This is a genomic window from Helicobacter macacae MIT 99-5501, from assembly GCF_000507845.1.
In the GTDB taxonomy this organism is placed as follows: domain Bacteria; phylum Campylobacterota; class Campylobacteria; order Campylobacterales; family Helicobacteraceae; genus Helicobacter_B; species Helicobacter_B macacae.
Genome location: NZ_KI669454.1, coordinates 348,923 through 363,781 on the forward strand (window position 1 = coordinate 348,923; position 14,859 = coordinate 363,781).

Here is a 14,859-nt window from a genome sequence, read left to right on the forward strand (position 1 = left end):
AATAAAAAGTGAAAAAAGAACAAAGAGACATTGCTTTGATTCCATATCCACAAAGAGCATTTGCTATGAATACTTTTACCAAAAATGTGATTGGTGGATTTTGCTTGTGTGTGTTGCCTTTGCTACTCACGCTAGCACAGGCAAATCCCCAAGCAAATACGGCAAATGCCAAAGAATCAAGTGCCAAAAAAAGCAGCAAAGATTCAAATCTACCAAAACTTGATTTTAAATCTGTGATAAAGTCCTACAAAGACACTTCACAAAATAATTCAAAAGACGGCTCGCAAAACACCCTGCAAGAGCCACTAACAGAACTGACAAAAGAGACATTTTTTGATTCTGTGGAGGCAAGAAATGTTAACCTTATCAAAAGCAAAGCCACTTTTGCAAGCCTGCTAGAATCCCAAAAAGCCTACAACTCTTGGGAAAGCCCCTATGCCGAAGTGGAGGGCGATAGCACCAAAAATGGCTATGGCAGGAGAGAGCTAGAAGTAAGCGCGCTTTTTTTGCTAAAGCCAAAACTCCCTTGGGTGCAGACACTACTACACAAATCCCTAAGCCTGCAAACTTTGCAATACCAAAAAACTTACAATCTTTATAAAAATCTTGCTTTTATTTCGGCTAAGCAGCTCTATCTTACTTATCTTATAACCAAAGAAAAATATCATATTTATATTCACCGTGAGAGCAATTTTTTGTCCCAGCTCCAAATCGCTCAAGCCAAGCTAAATGCGGGTAGTATGTCCAAAAAAGACTACATAAGTTTTAATAACGCGTATTTGGACGCTAGGCTTCTAAAAATGCGCTCCCAAACCCAGCTACTTGATTTGCAAAGACAGCTTCATCAGATTTTGGGTGTGGAGATGGGAGAGATTGTCTTGCCTGATGAGTTTGCAGAATCCGCGTATTCTAGCCAGCTTGGCACGAGTGATAGCGCAAGTGGTGGCGCAGATTTTGGTGCAGATAATGGCACAAGTGAGTATGATGACTATGAGAGAGCGCAAAAAGGGGCAAATCTATCTAGGCACATTGAGGAGCAAATCCTATCACCACGAAGAGATGTCGTGGTAAAGGGGCTAGATTTTGCCTACGCGCAAATATCTTTGCCAAAGGCAAGGGAGAATTTAAACTCATCGCTTTATACCGAGATTTTGGATTTGCAGGCAAAAGACTATAAGACAAATGCCAAAATCTCTAGCCGAGAGAGGTTTGATAGCATAGAGATAGGTGCAGGGGTTGTCCACGCAGAGTCAAGCGATGGTGTGAAATTTCGCGTGAGTGTCCCACTTCCCTTTACGCCCAAAAACACCCACTTAAAGCGCAAGTTTTTAGCCCTACATAGCGGCGCATTGGCAGAATCTCAAATCACTAAGACAAATCTAGCCATAAGCCTAGATTCTTACTATGAGCAATTAAGGAACAAAAAAAGCTATATCGAGCTACAAAAGGAAAATATACAAAACAAGAAAGGGCTAGTAGAAATGGGCAAAATCGCCTATGAAGCGCAAAAAATTAGCCTTTTTGAATACCTCACCTACCAAAACGCGTATATGGATAGCCTTATCACACTTGCTGATGCCAAGCTAGAATACATAGCTATCCAATCAATGCTAGAAGAGACACTAGGGGAAATGCTACAATAGGGCTTACTAGCCAAAAGTAGCAAAAGTCGTATAAGGAGCGATAAATGAGAGAAGATTTTTTACAAAAAATTGAGCTAATCAAAATGAGGGCTAATAAAGTGCTTGCCGATAAAATTTTGTTGCGAAAGATTGCCCTTGTCGCTAGTGCGGTGCTTGTGGTGGTGCTACTTATCGTGTTTATCGCTACAAGTGATATGGCACAAGACAAACAATCAATGGCACACAGTGAGCAATCTCATCAAGCTCAAGATACGCATTCTTCGCAGGATTTTACACAAGAGCAGATGAAAGAACAAAATCTTGTAGAGCAAGATAGTCAGCAAGATTTCTCACAAAGCCCACAAAATCTCCAGCCAAGCCAGCAAGATTTTGCAAGCTCTAGCCAAGTGCCACAAGCCCTGCAAAATCCACAAAGCCCTTTAGATACACCAAAAAGCGTTGGCACAAACGCGCAAAATCCACAAAACTCGCAATACCCCGCGCTAAACACGCAAGAATCTAGAGGAGATACTTCTACCAAATATGAGGAAGTCAAAGTAAGTGCTTCTCAAGCGCAAGGGCTTGGCATAAAAGACATTCCTATACAAAATCCAAGTATCACTAGAGGTGTGCCTTTTAACGCACTTATCGACTTTGATGACAAGGAGTCTGCTACACAAAGCTCGACTTTTGATGTCGTGGTGGTGGGGATTTCTATGCGTGAGGGGGAAGCGATAAATGAGGGCGATGAGATATGTGAGATAAATTCTAATGAGCTAAATAACTCCTACTTCGAGCTAGAAAACGCACGCAATCGCTACCGAGTAGCCCAAGAAGTCGCTCAAAAAGACAAAGGGCTGTATGAATCAGGCGTGATTTCACAAAGAGAATACCAAACAAGCTATCTAGCTAGCCGTGAGCTATACCTAAAACTTAGCCAGCTTGAAAACTCATTTAAGCTATTTGGCATAGACCCAAAAAACCCTAAAGGCAAAAGTGGATTTCGCGTAGTGGCTAGCTCTAGTGGGATTTTGTCAGTCGCGCCAAAAACCACAGGGGAGAAAATCCCCGCATTTACGCCCTATGTGAGAATCTCAAAGAGCAGTGATTTGCTTGCACGCATAAAGATTCCTGCTTCTATATCAGACTATGTAGTCCCGGGCTCTAAAGTATATAGCGAGCAAGGGCAGTATGTGGGGGATATTTCTACCGTATCAGTTGTCATAGATAAGACAAACAACTCCATAACTGCTATTGCCAAACTCCAAAAAGGCGTCTTTCGCGTAGGTGAAGTCGCAGATATTTACATAGAGGGCAAGCAGCCAAAGGGCACTTTTGCGCTCCCCTCCGATGCGATTATCAAAAACGGCAAAGACAATCTAATATTTATCAAAACCCAAGAGGGCTACATACCTCGTGTGGTAAATATCGTAGAGAAGCGAAGTAAGTCTTTTGTGATAGATTCTAGTGGGTTTAAGGGCGATGAGAAAGTCGCTTCAGGCTCGCTAATCGCGCTAAAAGGGCTTATAAACAATGTCGGTATAGGAGGGAGTGGGCACTAATGCTAGCAAAAATCATAGAATTTTCCCTTATCCAGCGAATCATTATCCTCATACTTGGCTTTGGGCTACTTGTATTTGGTGGGTATAGCTTTATTAGTATTCCTATTGATGCCTTTCCAGATGTGTCTTCTACGCAGGTAAGAATCTCTGTCAAAGCTCCCGGAATGGCTCCAGAGGAAGTGGAAAATCGCGTAGTGCGTCCTTTGGAGCTAGAGCTGCAAGGACTTCCTAGCCAAAGACTTTTGCGCTCAAATTCTAAATATGCCATAGCTGATATTGTGCTAGATTTTGAAGATAGCCTAGATATTTATCTAGCAAGGCAAATGACAAATGAGCGACTTGCAAATGCAATAGATGATTTGCCAGATGGCGTAGAAGTGCGTCTAGCACCCATTGTAACGCCTCTTTCTGATATGTTTATGTTTACTATTGAGGGGGATATTAGCGATATGGAGAAGCGCATATTGCTAGATTTTACCATTCGCCCCGAAGTGCGCAAAATCAAAGGTGTAGCTGATGTCAATTCGCTAGGTGGCTTTGCAAAGGCGTTTGTTGTTATGCCAGATTTTAACGATATGGCAAGGCTTGGCATAACAATAACCGAGCTAGAAGAAGTCCTAAAAGCAAGCCTAAAAAATGACGGCGCGGGACGCGTAGATAGAGATGGAGAAAACTTCCTAGTCAAAATCCAAAATGCCGCGCTAAACCCACAGCAAATCGCAGAGCTAGCCATACAGACGAAGTTTGGCTTTGTGAGAATCGGGGACTTTGCCACAGTGCAGACTAGCTCGCTTACACGACTAGGCTTTGTAACCAAAGACGGCGTAGGCGAAGCCACACAAGGAATGGTGCTATCGCTAAAGGGAGCAAATTCTAGAGATACAATCGTAGAGATTTATAAGAAGTTTGATGAGCTAAAGCCACTTTTGCCAGATGGGGTAAGCCTAAATGTATTTTATGATAGAAGTGATTTGACGCAAAAGGCAGTAAATAATGTAACAAAGGTGCTTATTGAAGCTATTGTGCTGATTGTGATTTTGCTATTTTTGTTTTTGGGGGATTTGCGTGCAGCGGTAGCTGTGAGCGTGATATTGCCTTGTGCGCTTAGCGTGGCGTTTATTTGTATGAATCTAAGCGGAATGAGTGCCAATCTAATGAGCTTAGGCGGGCTTGCTATTGCTATTGGGATTTTGGTAGATTCTGCGGTGGTAATGGTAGAAAACGCTTTTGAAAAACTTAGCACAAACACCACCACGACAAAGCTACACGCCCTATATCGTGCGTGCAAAGAGATTTCGCTATCGGTGGTTAGTGGTATCATCATCATCATTGTGTTTTTTGTGCCTATCCTCACACTAGAGGGAATTGAGGGCAAAATGTTTGGTCCACTTGGCAAAAGTATCGTTTTTGCCTTGCTTGGCTCGCTTGTGCTTTCCATAACGGTTATCCCTGTCATCGCTTCTATCGTGCTAAAAAGCAAGGAGCATCACGAGACTTGGCTTATGCGACATATCAACAAAATCTATGAGCCAGCCCTAAACTTCTGCCTTGAAAAATCAAAGCTAGTCATCGCAAGTGCGCTTATATTTTTGGTGCTTGCTTTGAGCCTTTTTCCTTTTATCGGGCGGGCGTTTATGCCTACCCTTGATGAGGGAGATGTCGTGCTAATGGTAGAAACTACGCCATCGATTTCTATCCCACAATCACGCGATTTAATCTTGCGCATAGAAAAAGCTATCAAATCTTCTGTCCCTGAAGTAAAATCCCTAGTTGCTCGCACGGGGACAGATGAGCTGGGGCTTGATTTAGGCGGGATAAACCAAACTGATATGTTTATATCTTTTGTCCCAAAAGAGCAGTGGCAAGTAAAGACAAAAGATGAGGTTATCAAAAAAATCGCCGCTTCTTTAGAGCAGTTTGTAGGGATTAGCTTTACTTTCACGCAACCAATCGATATGCGTATAAGCGAAATGCTAACGGGTGTGCGGGGGGATTTGGCAATAAAAATCTTTGGCGATGATATACCTACGCTAAATGCCCTAAGCAAGCAAATCAAAGAGATTTTGCAAGGTGTGCGAGGGAGTAGCGAGGTATTTACTACGCTAAATGAGGGGGTAAACTATCTTTATATCACGCCAGAGAAGCACATTATGAGTAATGTCGGTGTAAGCACTGATGAGTTTTCAAAGTTTATGAAAAGCTCTCTAGAGGGGATTTTGGTGTCTTATATCCCTATGGGCGTGGCTAGAATCCCTGTGCTTATCCGCCAAGAGCCAGAAATCGCTAGTGATATTACCAAGCTAGAAGCCCTAGAAATGTTTTCATCAAAGGGCTATGTCGTGCCTGTAAGTTCTATCGCAGAGATAAAAGAAGTCGATGGACCTGTAACGATAGTGCGTGAGAATAATCGCCGTATGAGTGTAGTGCGAAGCAATGTAGAAAATCGAGATTTGGGAGGGTTTGTCGATGAGGCAAGAGCAAAAATTACCGCTCAAGTGAAATTGCCAGAAAACTACTTCATCACTTATGGTGGGCAGTTTGAAAATCAGCAGAGGGCAAATGCACGCTTTGCTGTGGTTATCCCTATTAGCATTGTAGTTATATTTTTTATCTTATTTTTTACATTTAAAAGCGTGCCTTTGGCATTGATGATTTTGCTAAATATCCCATTTGCCGTTACGGGTGGGCTTATCTCGCTATTTGCTTCGGGTGAGTATTTCTCTGTGCCTGCGAGTATTGGATTTATCACGCTATTTGGTATAGCAGTGCTAAATGGTGTGGTGATGATAGGGTATTTCAAAGAGCTTATTCATCAAGGATATAGTGTCGATGAAGCGGTTGTGCGTGGGGCAAAAAGACGCTTGCGCCCGATACTTATGACGGCGTTTATCGCAGCATTTGGGCTTATCCCTATGCTACTTTCAAGCGGAGTGGGGAGCGAGGTGCAAAAACCACTTGCTATTGTCGTGCTAGGCGGGCTTGTAACCTCTAGTGCTTTGACACTTTTGCTACTTCCTGCTATGTTTAGAATCATCGCCAAAAAGATAAGAATCTAGCAAATCAATAAAAGGCGTGAAAATGTGTGTGTTTGAAATCTATGCGGATATAAGGCTAAAAGATGCTATCGTGGATATGCTTTTGGAGCGTAGGCTAAATGACTTTTTTTATTTCGTCTGTGATAAATACGCTTCACGCACGCTTTTGCAGACTTCGCGCGAGCAAGTAAGTGGCAGGAAAGAATACGGCGTGTTTAGGCTTTTTGTGGATTATGATAGTGCAGATGAGCTATCGCGTGCGATATATGAGGAGTATGAGCGAGAGGGTGTGAGGTGCTATATGCTTGAGGGTGTGAAAGAAGTGCCATAAGGATTTTGCTTGAAATGTTTTTATTTAAGGGGATTTGCCTAAAGATTTTGCAACGCTAGGGGATTAAAGAGCCTTAACAGGATTATAAATTAGGCTTTAAGCAGAATGCAAAGAGAATAATAGAAAAAAGTTATAAGAAGCAAGAATCATAAAAAAAGCAACTTCAAAACTAATTAAAATCCTCTCATCATAGACTTCTCTATGATGAGCTATGATGAGAGAATATAAGCGGTAAGCTGGCAACCACTGCACTTAGCTAAGAGTGTATAAGCGCAAATCGCAACCCCTCGCACCACTGACTTTGTCTAAGTGGTGCGATTTTGGGCTTGTCTTAGTCGCCTGTTTCTATGATTACGCGGTTATTTGGAGACTGAAGTGGGCGATTGTTTTGTCCAAACACTTTTGTAAATGCCGCAACTTGTGCTTTGGAAGCCTCTAAAGGCATAGTATTTACTATCCAAATGACACCCTCTGTGCAAGGAGGAGTAGTAAGAGAGCCATTAAGTCTTATATAAGAGTCTAGCCCTTTAGTGAGCGTGCTCATATCAAGTTTCGCAAGGTTTGCTTTCTCTCCCTCTTTTTGAGGCATTACTTTTTGGATTTCTGCGATTGCTGGGTGTTCTAGCCCTGCATTAAACAATATAGCGATGACAAGTAGCTGTCCGTTTTTTGCTTTGTGGACTAGGTGAGCTTCCATTTGGAAAGATTTGCCCGCGACTTTGTGCTCTGCTGGAGTGTGGAAATGTAGCTGGACAAGGTCGTATTGCGTCTTATCAAGTGTGATAGAGCTACCTGCTTTGAAATCCACTTGGATAGTATGTCCGTTGTTTACGACATTTTGGACATCGCCTTTGTAGCTAAACTTGATAGGGCTAGCAGTGTTTGCTTGGAAAACATTTTCCATTTTTATATCAATAGGGGATTGATATACGCCCTTTTTGCACGCGCTATATTCTGGAGATAAATCGCCCCATTTCGCAGGTGCGTTTGTCCCTTTGTAGCTCCAAGCTGCGCCACTATGTGCGTTTGCGTTTGCATTTTTTGCTGGTGCGGCACTCAAAGCACCTACTAAACTTGCGCAAGATAGTGCGCCTACTACACAAAGTGCTGAAAATCTCATAATAAACTCCTGTTTGATGGATTATTGTCGCGCTTCTTGTGATTTGCTTCATTTACGAAGTGGCTTATAAGTCGCACTAGCAAAGATAAAACAAAGCACAACAAACACAAACAATGTAACAAAATCCTATCATATTTAGGTTAAAATCTAGCCAAATTCTTATTTTTTGTTGTTTTTTGCGTATTTTTGTTTGCATAAAAATTTGCGTGTATTTTTTGCTCATTTTTTGCAAAAATATTGACAAAACCATTTTTTTTTTTTTGTAGAATTTGGCTTTATAAATTGTCGTAAAAACAAAAGCGACAACTAAAAAGATTTAGGGAGCTAAGATATGTCAAGCATAAAACTACGAAACATACAAAAGCTAGTGCTAGGTTTGGTGGCTTTTGTAGCTTGTGTGTGGGGGCTGGCAGGCGTGCTTGCTAGCACAGCAAACGCACAAAAAACGCTAGAGAGCGGAGCGCGCACGGGGTTTATCGGGCGTGTAGGCATAGGAGGCGAGTATCTAAACCACAAAGCAGGAGCAAGTAGGCTAGATGGACTGATAATGTCGATAAATGGCACGCTAGGGTGGAATTGGCGTGATGTAGGCAAGCTAGAATTTAGTGGGAGATTTGGCACTGGGACAAACAATATCTATGGAGCATACCCCATAGGAGCGACACAGATAGGAGCACAACCTCTAAGTAGTCTAAAGTTTAGGACAGCTGTAGTTATGCATCTGGCTTATGGTGTAAAAGGCGGGTTTAATCCCCTCTCTATCGCCAAAATCTATCAGTATCCATTGTTTATAAACATAGGATTAGAGGGTAACACGCTAGATCAGGTCGCAACATATTCGCCTTATTACACTGTATTGGGGGGAAATATGTATTTTTTAGAGCTAGATGGGGGGATTGTGCTAAATCAAAAGTGGGGGCTAGAATATCTAGGTAGGTTTTATATAGGTGATGGGGGGGCAAATATCGGATATTTGTCTCAAGGGACAAAAACGCTTTCATCATCGACAAATGTCTATGGGCTAAAGTTTGCATTAGGCTTTACTTACAAATTGGGTAAAAATGCGTATTTTTTTGGCAGGTTTAACTTTGACTATCAAAAAATGAGTGCGGGCAAAACTCATAGCTTTGGCATAGCAAATGATGCGAGTGGAAATGGGCTAAACCCCGGGGCTAGTGCAAATGTGCGCTACCCTGCTAGTGATACAATATTTAGTGGCGTCCAATTTGGATTTGGCATATAAGGAGGTGTAATATGAGTAGAAAACTATTTGTTTTGCCATTTGCAAAGATTTTGGTGGTTTTTTTATTTTTGGGGTTAGCACAAGCACATCCTAGCCTCATAAAAGAGGGGCTTTATAAATCACTAGGAATAGGCACGGGATATTATTACTACGGCGAGGTAGGACAGCTAGGAGAGCATCTTATGCACTTAGATTTTATGCTGTTTAATGTCAATGGAAACATAGGCTATATAGCAGATAGTGGGGGTAGGGTGGATTTTAGCGCAGATGCAAATATCGCATTTGGAGTATACACAGGTCGCGTGCTAGATACTTCCAATGCAGAAGAAAACGGCAAATTTTTGCAAAGCATAGATGGCAATAGCTTCTATCACCTTGAGCTAAAAGGTGGGTTTGATATACTTAGGGCGTTTGGAGCGTTTGGAGAATCGCGAAGTGCTAGTCTGTATGCGCTAGGAGGTTTGGGGTATTATTTCAACAACAACAATTTTAACTCAACCTATCGATTGCAGGGGTATTTGTATCTGCCTTTGGGCTTGGAGGGTGAGATTGGGCTAGGGGAGAGGTTTGCACTAAATTATGCAGGGTTTTTTCACTTGTTTATTTTGGGGAATCACTTCAGTTCTAGAGGGCATTTTAGCAAGGATTTAGATGTGCTGCAAAGTGAAGGATTGGGCGCAAAAGCCTATATCGGCGCGACTTACAAAACAAAGCACGATAGAGTAAACTCTTTTAGGCTTGTGTATGAGTATTGGAGTTTGGCTGGCTCGCCTGCTGTGGCTATGACAGACTACACAGGGAAGCAAATCGCACTTTATGAGCCCAAAAACAGCTCACACATACTTACTCTACAATATTTGTGGAATTTTTAGCTTTTGTTAAACGCTTTGATTTTAAGCCTTGATTTTTAAGGGGCTTATGCTTGCATTTTTGCGAGTTTGATTTTTGTAGATTGTTTGTGGCGGAGTGTTTGCGATTGTTAGGCAAATGATAATGCCAAAAAGAGTAATCTAAAAAGCGACAAAAAGTAAGAAAATGCAAGGCAAGAATGCAATAAAGCAGAATGTAATAAGCAAGGCTAGATTTTGTTTTGTAAGATGAGCGGGGTTTAGGTTTTAAATGTAGCGAAATGTAGCCTTGATAAGTGTTGGCAAGCTGGTGGTGTGCGCAAGAATCCAAGCGAAAGATTCCCAAGAAATAATCCAAAACACAAAATCCAAAGCCAAAATCAAGGTAAGCTAAAATCTTAGCTTACCTTGAAAGAGGCAATATAGACAGAAGTGATTATTTTGCCTGCTTAGCCGTATTTGGACTACTTGGTATCAAGTGTCTTTTTGATAAGCTCTTCGCCCACTAAGTCATAAAACTTAGGATAAATCCCTACCATAAGTTCTTGCCATTGCTTCTTTTGGGCTTCATCAAGCGTGTAGATAGTCAGCTTGCTTGGATTTTTGCTAGCGTAGTCTTTGAGGTTTTGGAGTAGCACTGCTTCATCGCGCTCACTTTCTTCGCGCTCAAAAAGTGTCGCCTCTCTCATTGCTTGTTGCACCACTTCTTTTAGCTCATTTGGCAGCTCTTGCCAAAACTTCTCGCTTGCGATGACAAGGTATCCCAAGTAGCCGTGATTGCTCATTGTTACGCTTTTTTGCACTTCATAAAATCTAGAGTTGTAGAGGTTTGAGAGTGGATTTTCAGCAGCATCGACTACGCCTGTTTGTAGTGCGCTATACACTTCGCCGAAGTTTATATTTTGTGGATTTGCTCCCATTGCCTTGACTTGTTCTTCTAGGACTTTGGAGCTCATTATGCGCATCTTTTGTCCTTTTGCGTCTTCGGGAATGATGATAGGCTTTTTGTTTGTGCTAAATTGCTTAAAGCCAGAGTCCCAATAATCAAGTGCTATGAAACCTTTTTTGGCGATTGCTTGCTTTAGAATCTCGCCTACTTCGCCGTCCATTACTGCGTGTAAGTGGGAATTATCACGGAATATAAAAGGCACATCCCATAGATTAAACTCTTTTGCTATGGGCGTAAATTTGGAAAATGCAGGGGCTGCTAGCTGAATGTTGTTGCGCTTTAGCTCTTGGAATACTTTGTCATCATCGACAAGCTGTGCGCTAGGGAAAACCTCTACCTTTAGCCTGCCATTGCTTAGCTCGCCTGCTCTCTTGGCAAACAAGTCTGCGGCTTTGCCTTTGGGCGTGCCACTACTCACTACGTGGGCAAATTTGATAGTGTAGGTTTTGTTTGGGTCGTCTTGGGCTTTGTCCCCGCACGCTACAAAAAAGCTAGCTGTGGCGATAAGTGCGCCGCCTAGCAGGCTTGTGCGAAATGCTTTGTAGATTTTGCGAGAGAAGCCATTTGAAAAGCTACTTGATAGGCTTTGGGCTGTTTTTGCCCTCTGATTACTCTGTGCTGTTTTGTCCATTTTTGCTCCTTAATTTAGATTTGTAGGACTTTTGTGAAAAAGCACTAGATTCTAGCTTAAAATCCTAAATTACTAGATATTTTTGCTTACCTTTGTGGAATCTTTCAATGAATGGTAACTTTATGAAACAAAAAACTAAAAAATATTTGGGAGGAAATATGGGGGGAATTTTGTAGGGAGAAAGGAAATCAACAAAAGCTATTATAAAAATGCCCCAAGAAGTGCGTCAAAAGAGCTACAAAACTAGAATCAAATCTAGCCTTGTAGCTATAAAGTAGCCGTTGGGAGAAAAAGCCTAGAGTCTAGACTCATATCGCCGTAGCATATAAAGTCGTTTTAGCATTTTTTTCTTAGCGTTGATTTTTTGCTTTTTGCGTTTTTCTGTCTTACTTTCAAAAAACCTGCGTGCCCTGCATTCTGTAACGACTAGATTTCTATCGGTTTGCTTTTTGAATTTGCGATAGGCTTCATCAAAAGATTCGCCTTCTTTTACTCTGATACCGGGCATATTCCTCACCACCTTTCTGTTTTAGATTTTGGATTTTTAAGCTATCTCTAAGCCAAAACACAATAAATCCAAAAAACACTTTAAGTGCGGGATTTTAGCAAAAATCGCATAAATTTCAACTAAATTTTACGCAATCTTAGATACAATTTGCGTTTTGCGATTTTCTACAAAATCTAGCAAAATTTATCAGAATGGCTGCCTAAGAAGCAAATAACCAAATGTGCTCGTAGCTCAGCTGAATAGAGCAACAGGTTGCGGTCCTGTAGGTCGGGGGTTTGAATCCCTCCGAGCACACCATTTCTAAATCTATCTTAATAATCGCTTTCTGCCCAAACCCCTACAAATAAAACAAAAATCCAAATAATACCAAAATCAATCCCAAAAGGCACAAAAATGCAAGAGAGAAAATCCGTAGGAATCATCGGCTTAGGGCTTATCGGTGGCTCTATGGGGCTAGCCCTGCGTGAGGCTGGCGAGTCAAAAACTTCGCCGATTGTCTTTAGTCGTATTTTTGGCTATGATACCAATCCTTTGCACTCACAGCAGGCTTTGTCTTTGGGGCTTGTCGATGAGTGCGTGGAGTTTGGTGAGATTGAAAAATGCGATGTGATATTTTTGGCTACGCCACTTGATGCTATCATCGACACTCTAGGGAAGCTAAAAAACATAAAGCAAGATTGCACTATCATTGATTTGGGTGGGGCTAAGCAAAAAATCATCGCTTCTATCTCCCCGCAAATCCGCAAAAACTTTGTCGCAGCTCACCCGATGAGCGGGACAGAAAACTCTGGTCCAAATGCCGCGATAAAAGGGCTTTTTTACAACAAAATCGTAATCATCACAGATGAAGAGCACAGTGGGCAATCCCAAGTCGCCCTAGCCAAGCAAATCTTTATCTCCATAGGTATGCGACTAATCAAAATGAGTGCCACAGAGCACGATAAACACACCGCGTATATTTCTCATTTGCCTCATATCATTTCTTTTGCGCTTGCAAATACCGTGCTAGCCCAAGAAGAGCCACAAAATATCCTAGCCCTAATAGGTGGTGGGTTTAAAGATATGAGCAGAATCGCAAAAAGCTCGCCTATAATGTGGCGCGATGTGTTTGCCCAAAACAAAGAAAATCTGCTAGAATCCATAGAATCCTTTGGCAAAGAAATGCTATATGCAGAAAGCCTCATCAAAAATGAAAAGTGGGAAGAGTTAATAGAATGGATGAGCAAGGCAAATTCGTTGCATAAGTTTATGTGAGGGAGTTTTTTTGGTATTTTTAAAGATTTTGGGCCGGGCGTGTGGATTTTGGCGTGGGCTTGTTCTGCTTGATGTTTTTTGCTAGATTTTTAGATTTGCTGTGGTATTTTTTGTTTGTTTTTTTTATGCTTTTTGTGCGTATATTGTTGTGTGGATTATCTGCCAAAATAGCTCATATTTGCGATATGCAGGAGTTTTTTGGGCTGGCGATGCAAGTCTTTGATGAAGTGCCACCACACTAGGGGCTTTTTGAAACGGATTTGCTTTAGCATCGTTTTTAGCCCCATAGGGTCTTTATCTAGCGGGATTTTAAACACTTTCATTACATAGCCTAGCGTGATATTGCCAAAAAAGCTCTCATACTCCTTACAAAGACCGCCACAAAATCCGCCCTTTGCAAGACTTGCGCTTCTTGCGCGTTCTCTAAGCTGTTTAAAATGTGCAAAATCCTCGCCTTGATTTTCTAGCGACTTCTCTAGCGTAGCTTCATAAAACTCCCACAGCCTAAACCCCACCACTACAAAGCAATATGCCTTAAAATACGCTCGCATTTCTTTATAGCTATCAAAATCTCCTCTCAAAGGCTCTAAAAAGCTAGGGAGTTTAGGAGGCATAGCGACATCTCTTTGATTATTCATTATCGAGCCTGCTCGCCTCCTATACACATAAAGTGCCTCATTACTATATGCACTCCTTTTTGCTAGGGCAAAAAGCAATGTCCCAAAGTCGTGGTCTTCGTGGTAGATTCCCTCTGTGTAGCGCAGGGAGTAGCGATTGAGGATACTTGCTCTAAAAAGTCCTTGCCACGCAAAAAAGAAATTATAGATTTTATTGTGAGAGAGGAGCTCTAAGCCACTCTCATAGCTATTTTTTTTAAGGTTGCCCATATATGCACCCTTGCTAAGTGTCTTTGTCGCTTCATCAAAATCACTCCAATTATGCACAAAAATATCTAAATCTTTTTCACACAAGTTTTGCACACATATCTCTATGCAGTGTGGCTCTATATAATCATCACTATCTATGAAGTGGATAAGTGCGTCTTGGGGGAGCTCTTGGGTGATAAAGTCATTTATCCTCTCTAAATCGCTTTTGATAAAGTTTGGCTGGATTTTTTTGAAGTGGGTTTGCACTTCTTGAATGCTAAGGGATTTGTAGGCTTTGGCAAAGGAGTGGGTTTGTGAGAGGCTTTGAATGTGGGATACTTCGCTTCGCTCAGTATGACAATTAGAGGTTGTATGATAGGTTGCTTGTGATTCATAAGAATCTTGCCTTTCAAAAAACTCTCGTAATGCACTGCCTTTGATAAACTCAAATCCTGTGTTGCGTGCCGAGCTAAGTCCTCCATTTGGCTTAGAGATGACAAAGATTCGCTTATCTTTTTTAGCAAACTCTAGTGCAATCTCTAAACTCTCATCACTACTTCCATCATCAACTAAGATAATATCTAGATTCTCATAGCTTTGGGTAAGCACACTTTGGATACACTCGCTTAAATACGGCGCAACATTGTAAATGGGGATAATGATAGATACTAGGGGGTGGGGTTGGCTAAAATACTGCATCTGTGTCCTTAGAGCTATGAAAGTGAAAATTTGTCAATGTAATACTTCTGTTTCAATCTCAAAAATTTCTTATAAAAACTTGTGGCAAGATAATTTAATAGCTAGCAATCCCACCAAAAATCTAATAAGTTAGGATTATAAAAGTGGATTATATCAAAAATTACTTTGCAAAGATTATTTTTAGCATAGTT

General features: G+C 41.4%; 11 protein-coding genes and 1 tRNA gene. 8 read left to right on the forward strand and 4 right to left on the reverse strand.

What is annotated here, in order from left to right:
- The first annotated feature begins 8 nt into the window (after positions 1 to 8).
- The 4 genes from HMPREF2086_RS01510 to HMPREF2086_RS01525 are packed head-to-tail and all read left to right on the forward strand — an operon-like array spanning position 9 to position 6,550.
- Positions 9 to 1,643 carry a TolC family protein gene (locus HMPREF2086_RS01510; RefSeq protein WP_023926958.1) on the forward strand — a complete coding sequence of 545 codons (1,635 nt, stop codon included), beginning with the start codon at positions 9 to 11 and terminating at the stop codon, positions 1,641 to 1,643.
- Positions 1,644 to 1,687: 44 nt separating this feature from the next.
- The gene (locus tag HMPREF2086_RS01515; RefSeq protein ID WP_023926959.1) at positions 1,688 to 3,184 is read left to right on the forward strand and encodes an efflux RND transporter periplasmic adaptor subunit; all 1,497 of its coding nucleotides are present in this window, start codon (positions 1,688 to 1,690) and stop codon (positions 3,182 to 3,184) included.
- Positions 3,184 to 6,240 carry an efflux RND transporter permease subunit gene (locus HMPREF2086_RS01520; RefSeq protein WP_023926960.1) on the forward strand — a complete coding sequence of 1,019 codons (3,057 nt, stop codon included), beginning with the start codon at positions 3,184 to 3,186 and terminating at the stop codon, positions 6,238 to 6,240. The genes HMPREF2086_RS01515 and HMPREF2086_RS01520 overlap by 1 nt, the downstream gene beginning before the upstream one ends.
- Positions 6,241 to 6,262: 22 nt before the next feature.
- Positions 6,263 to 6,550, forward strand: a complete 288-nt coding sequence (locus HMPREF2086_RS01525) for a DUF3240 family protein (protein ID WP_023926961.1) — start codon at positions 6,263 to 6,265, stop codon at positions 6,548 to 6,550.
- Positions 6,551 to 6,881: 331 nt separating this feature from the next.
- Here HMPREF2086_RS01525 and HMPREF2086_RS01530 read toward each other — a convergent pair whose 3' ends face one another.
- Positions 6,882 to 7,670: a carbonic anhydrase gene (locus HMPREF2086_RS01530; protein WP_023926962.1), complete on the reverse strand. Its 789-nt coding sequence runs from the start codon at positions 7,668 to 7,670 to the stop codon at positions 6,882 to 6,884.
- Between the two features lie 331 nt (positions 7,671 to 8,001).
- Here HMPREF2086_RS01530 and HMPREF2086_RS01535 point away from each other — a divergent pair, with 331 nt between their 5' ends.
- A complete protein-coding gene (locus HMPREF2086_RS01535) occupies positions 8,002 to 8,913 on the forward strand; it encodes a hypothetical protein (RefSeq protein ID WP_023926963.1) in 912 nt (303 codons plus the stop codon).
- 11 nt (positions 8,914 to 8,924) lie between these two features.
- A complete protein-coding gene (locus HMPREF2086_RS01540) occupies positions 8,925 to 9,785 on the forward strand; it encodes a hypothetical protein (protein ID WP_023926964.1) in 861 nt (286 codons plus the stop codon).
- Between the two features lie 440 nt (positions 9,786 to 10,225).
- Here the strand turns inward: HMPREF2086_RS01540 and HMPREF2086_RS01550 are convergent, their stop codons facing one another.
- Positions 10,226 to 11,341, reverse strand: a complete 1,116-nt coding sequence (locus HMPREF2086_RS01550; RefSeq protein ID WP_023926965.1) for a DctP family TRAP transporter solute-binding subunit — start codon at positions 11,339 to 11,341, stop codon at positions 10,226 to 10,228.
- A 295-nt stretch (positions 11,342 to 11,636) separates the two neighbouring features.
- Positions 11,637 to 11,849 carry a 30S ribosomal protein S21 gene (gene rpsU, locus HMPREF2086_RS01555; RefSeq protein WP_023926966.1) on the reverse strand — a complete coding sequence of 71 codons (213 nt, stop codon included), beginning with the start codon at positions 11,847 to 11,849 and terminating at the stop codon, positions 11,637 to 11,639.
- A gap of 220 nt (positions 11,850 to 12,069) precedes the next feature.
- Here rpsU and HMPREF2086_RS01560 point away from each other — a divergent pair.
- Together HMPREF2086_RS01560 and HMPREF2086_RS01565 are read left to right on the forward strand one after the other, a co-directional pair.
- Positions 12,070 to 12,146: transfer RNA gene (locus HMPREF2086_RS01560), tRNA-Arg, on the forward strand.
- A 96-nt stretch (positions 12,147 to 12,242) separates the two neighbouring features.
- Entirely contained in the window at positions 12,243 to 13,103 is an 861-nt protein-coding gene (locus tag HMPREF2086_RS01565) for a prephenate dehydrogenase (RefSeq protein ID WP_023926967.1), read from the forward strand.
- A 155-nt stretch (positions 13,104 to 13,258) separates the two neighbouring features.
- Here HMPREF2086_RS01565 and HMPREF2086_RS01570 read toward each other — a convergent pair whose 3' ends face one another.
- Positions 13,259 to 14,668 carry a glycosyltransferase family 2 protein gene (locus HMPREF2086_RS01570; RefSeq protein ID WP_023926968.1) on the reverse strand — a complete coding sequence of 470 codons (1,410 nt, stop codon included), beginning with the start codon at positions 14,666 to 14,668 and terminating at the stop codon, positions 13,259 to 13,261.
- Positions 14,669 to 14,859 lie beyond the last annotated feature (191 nt).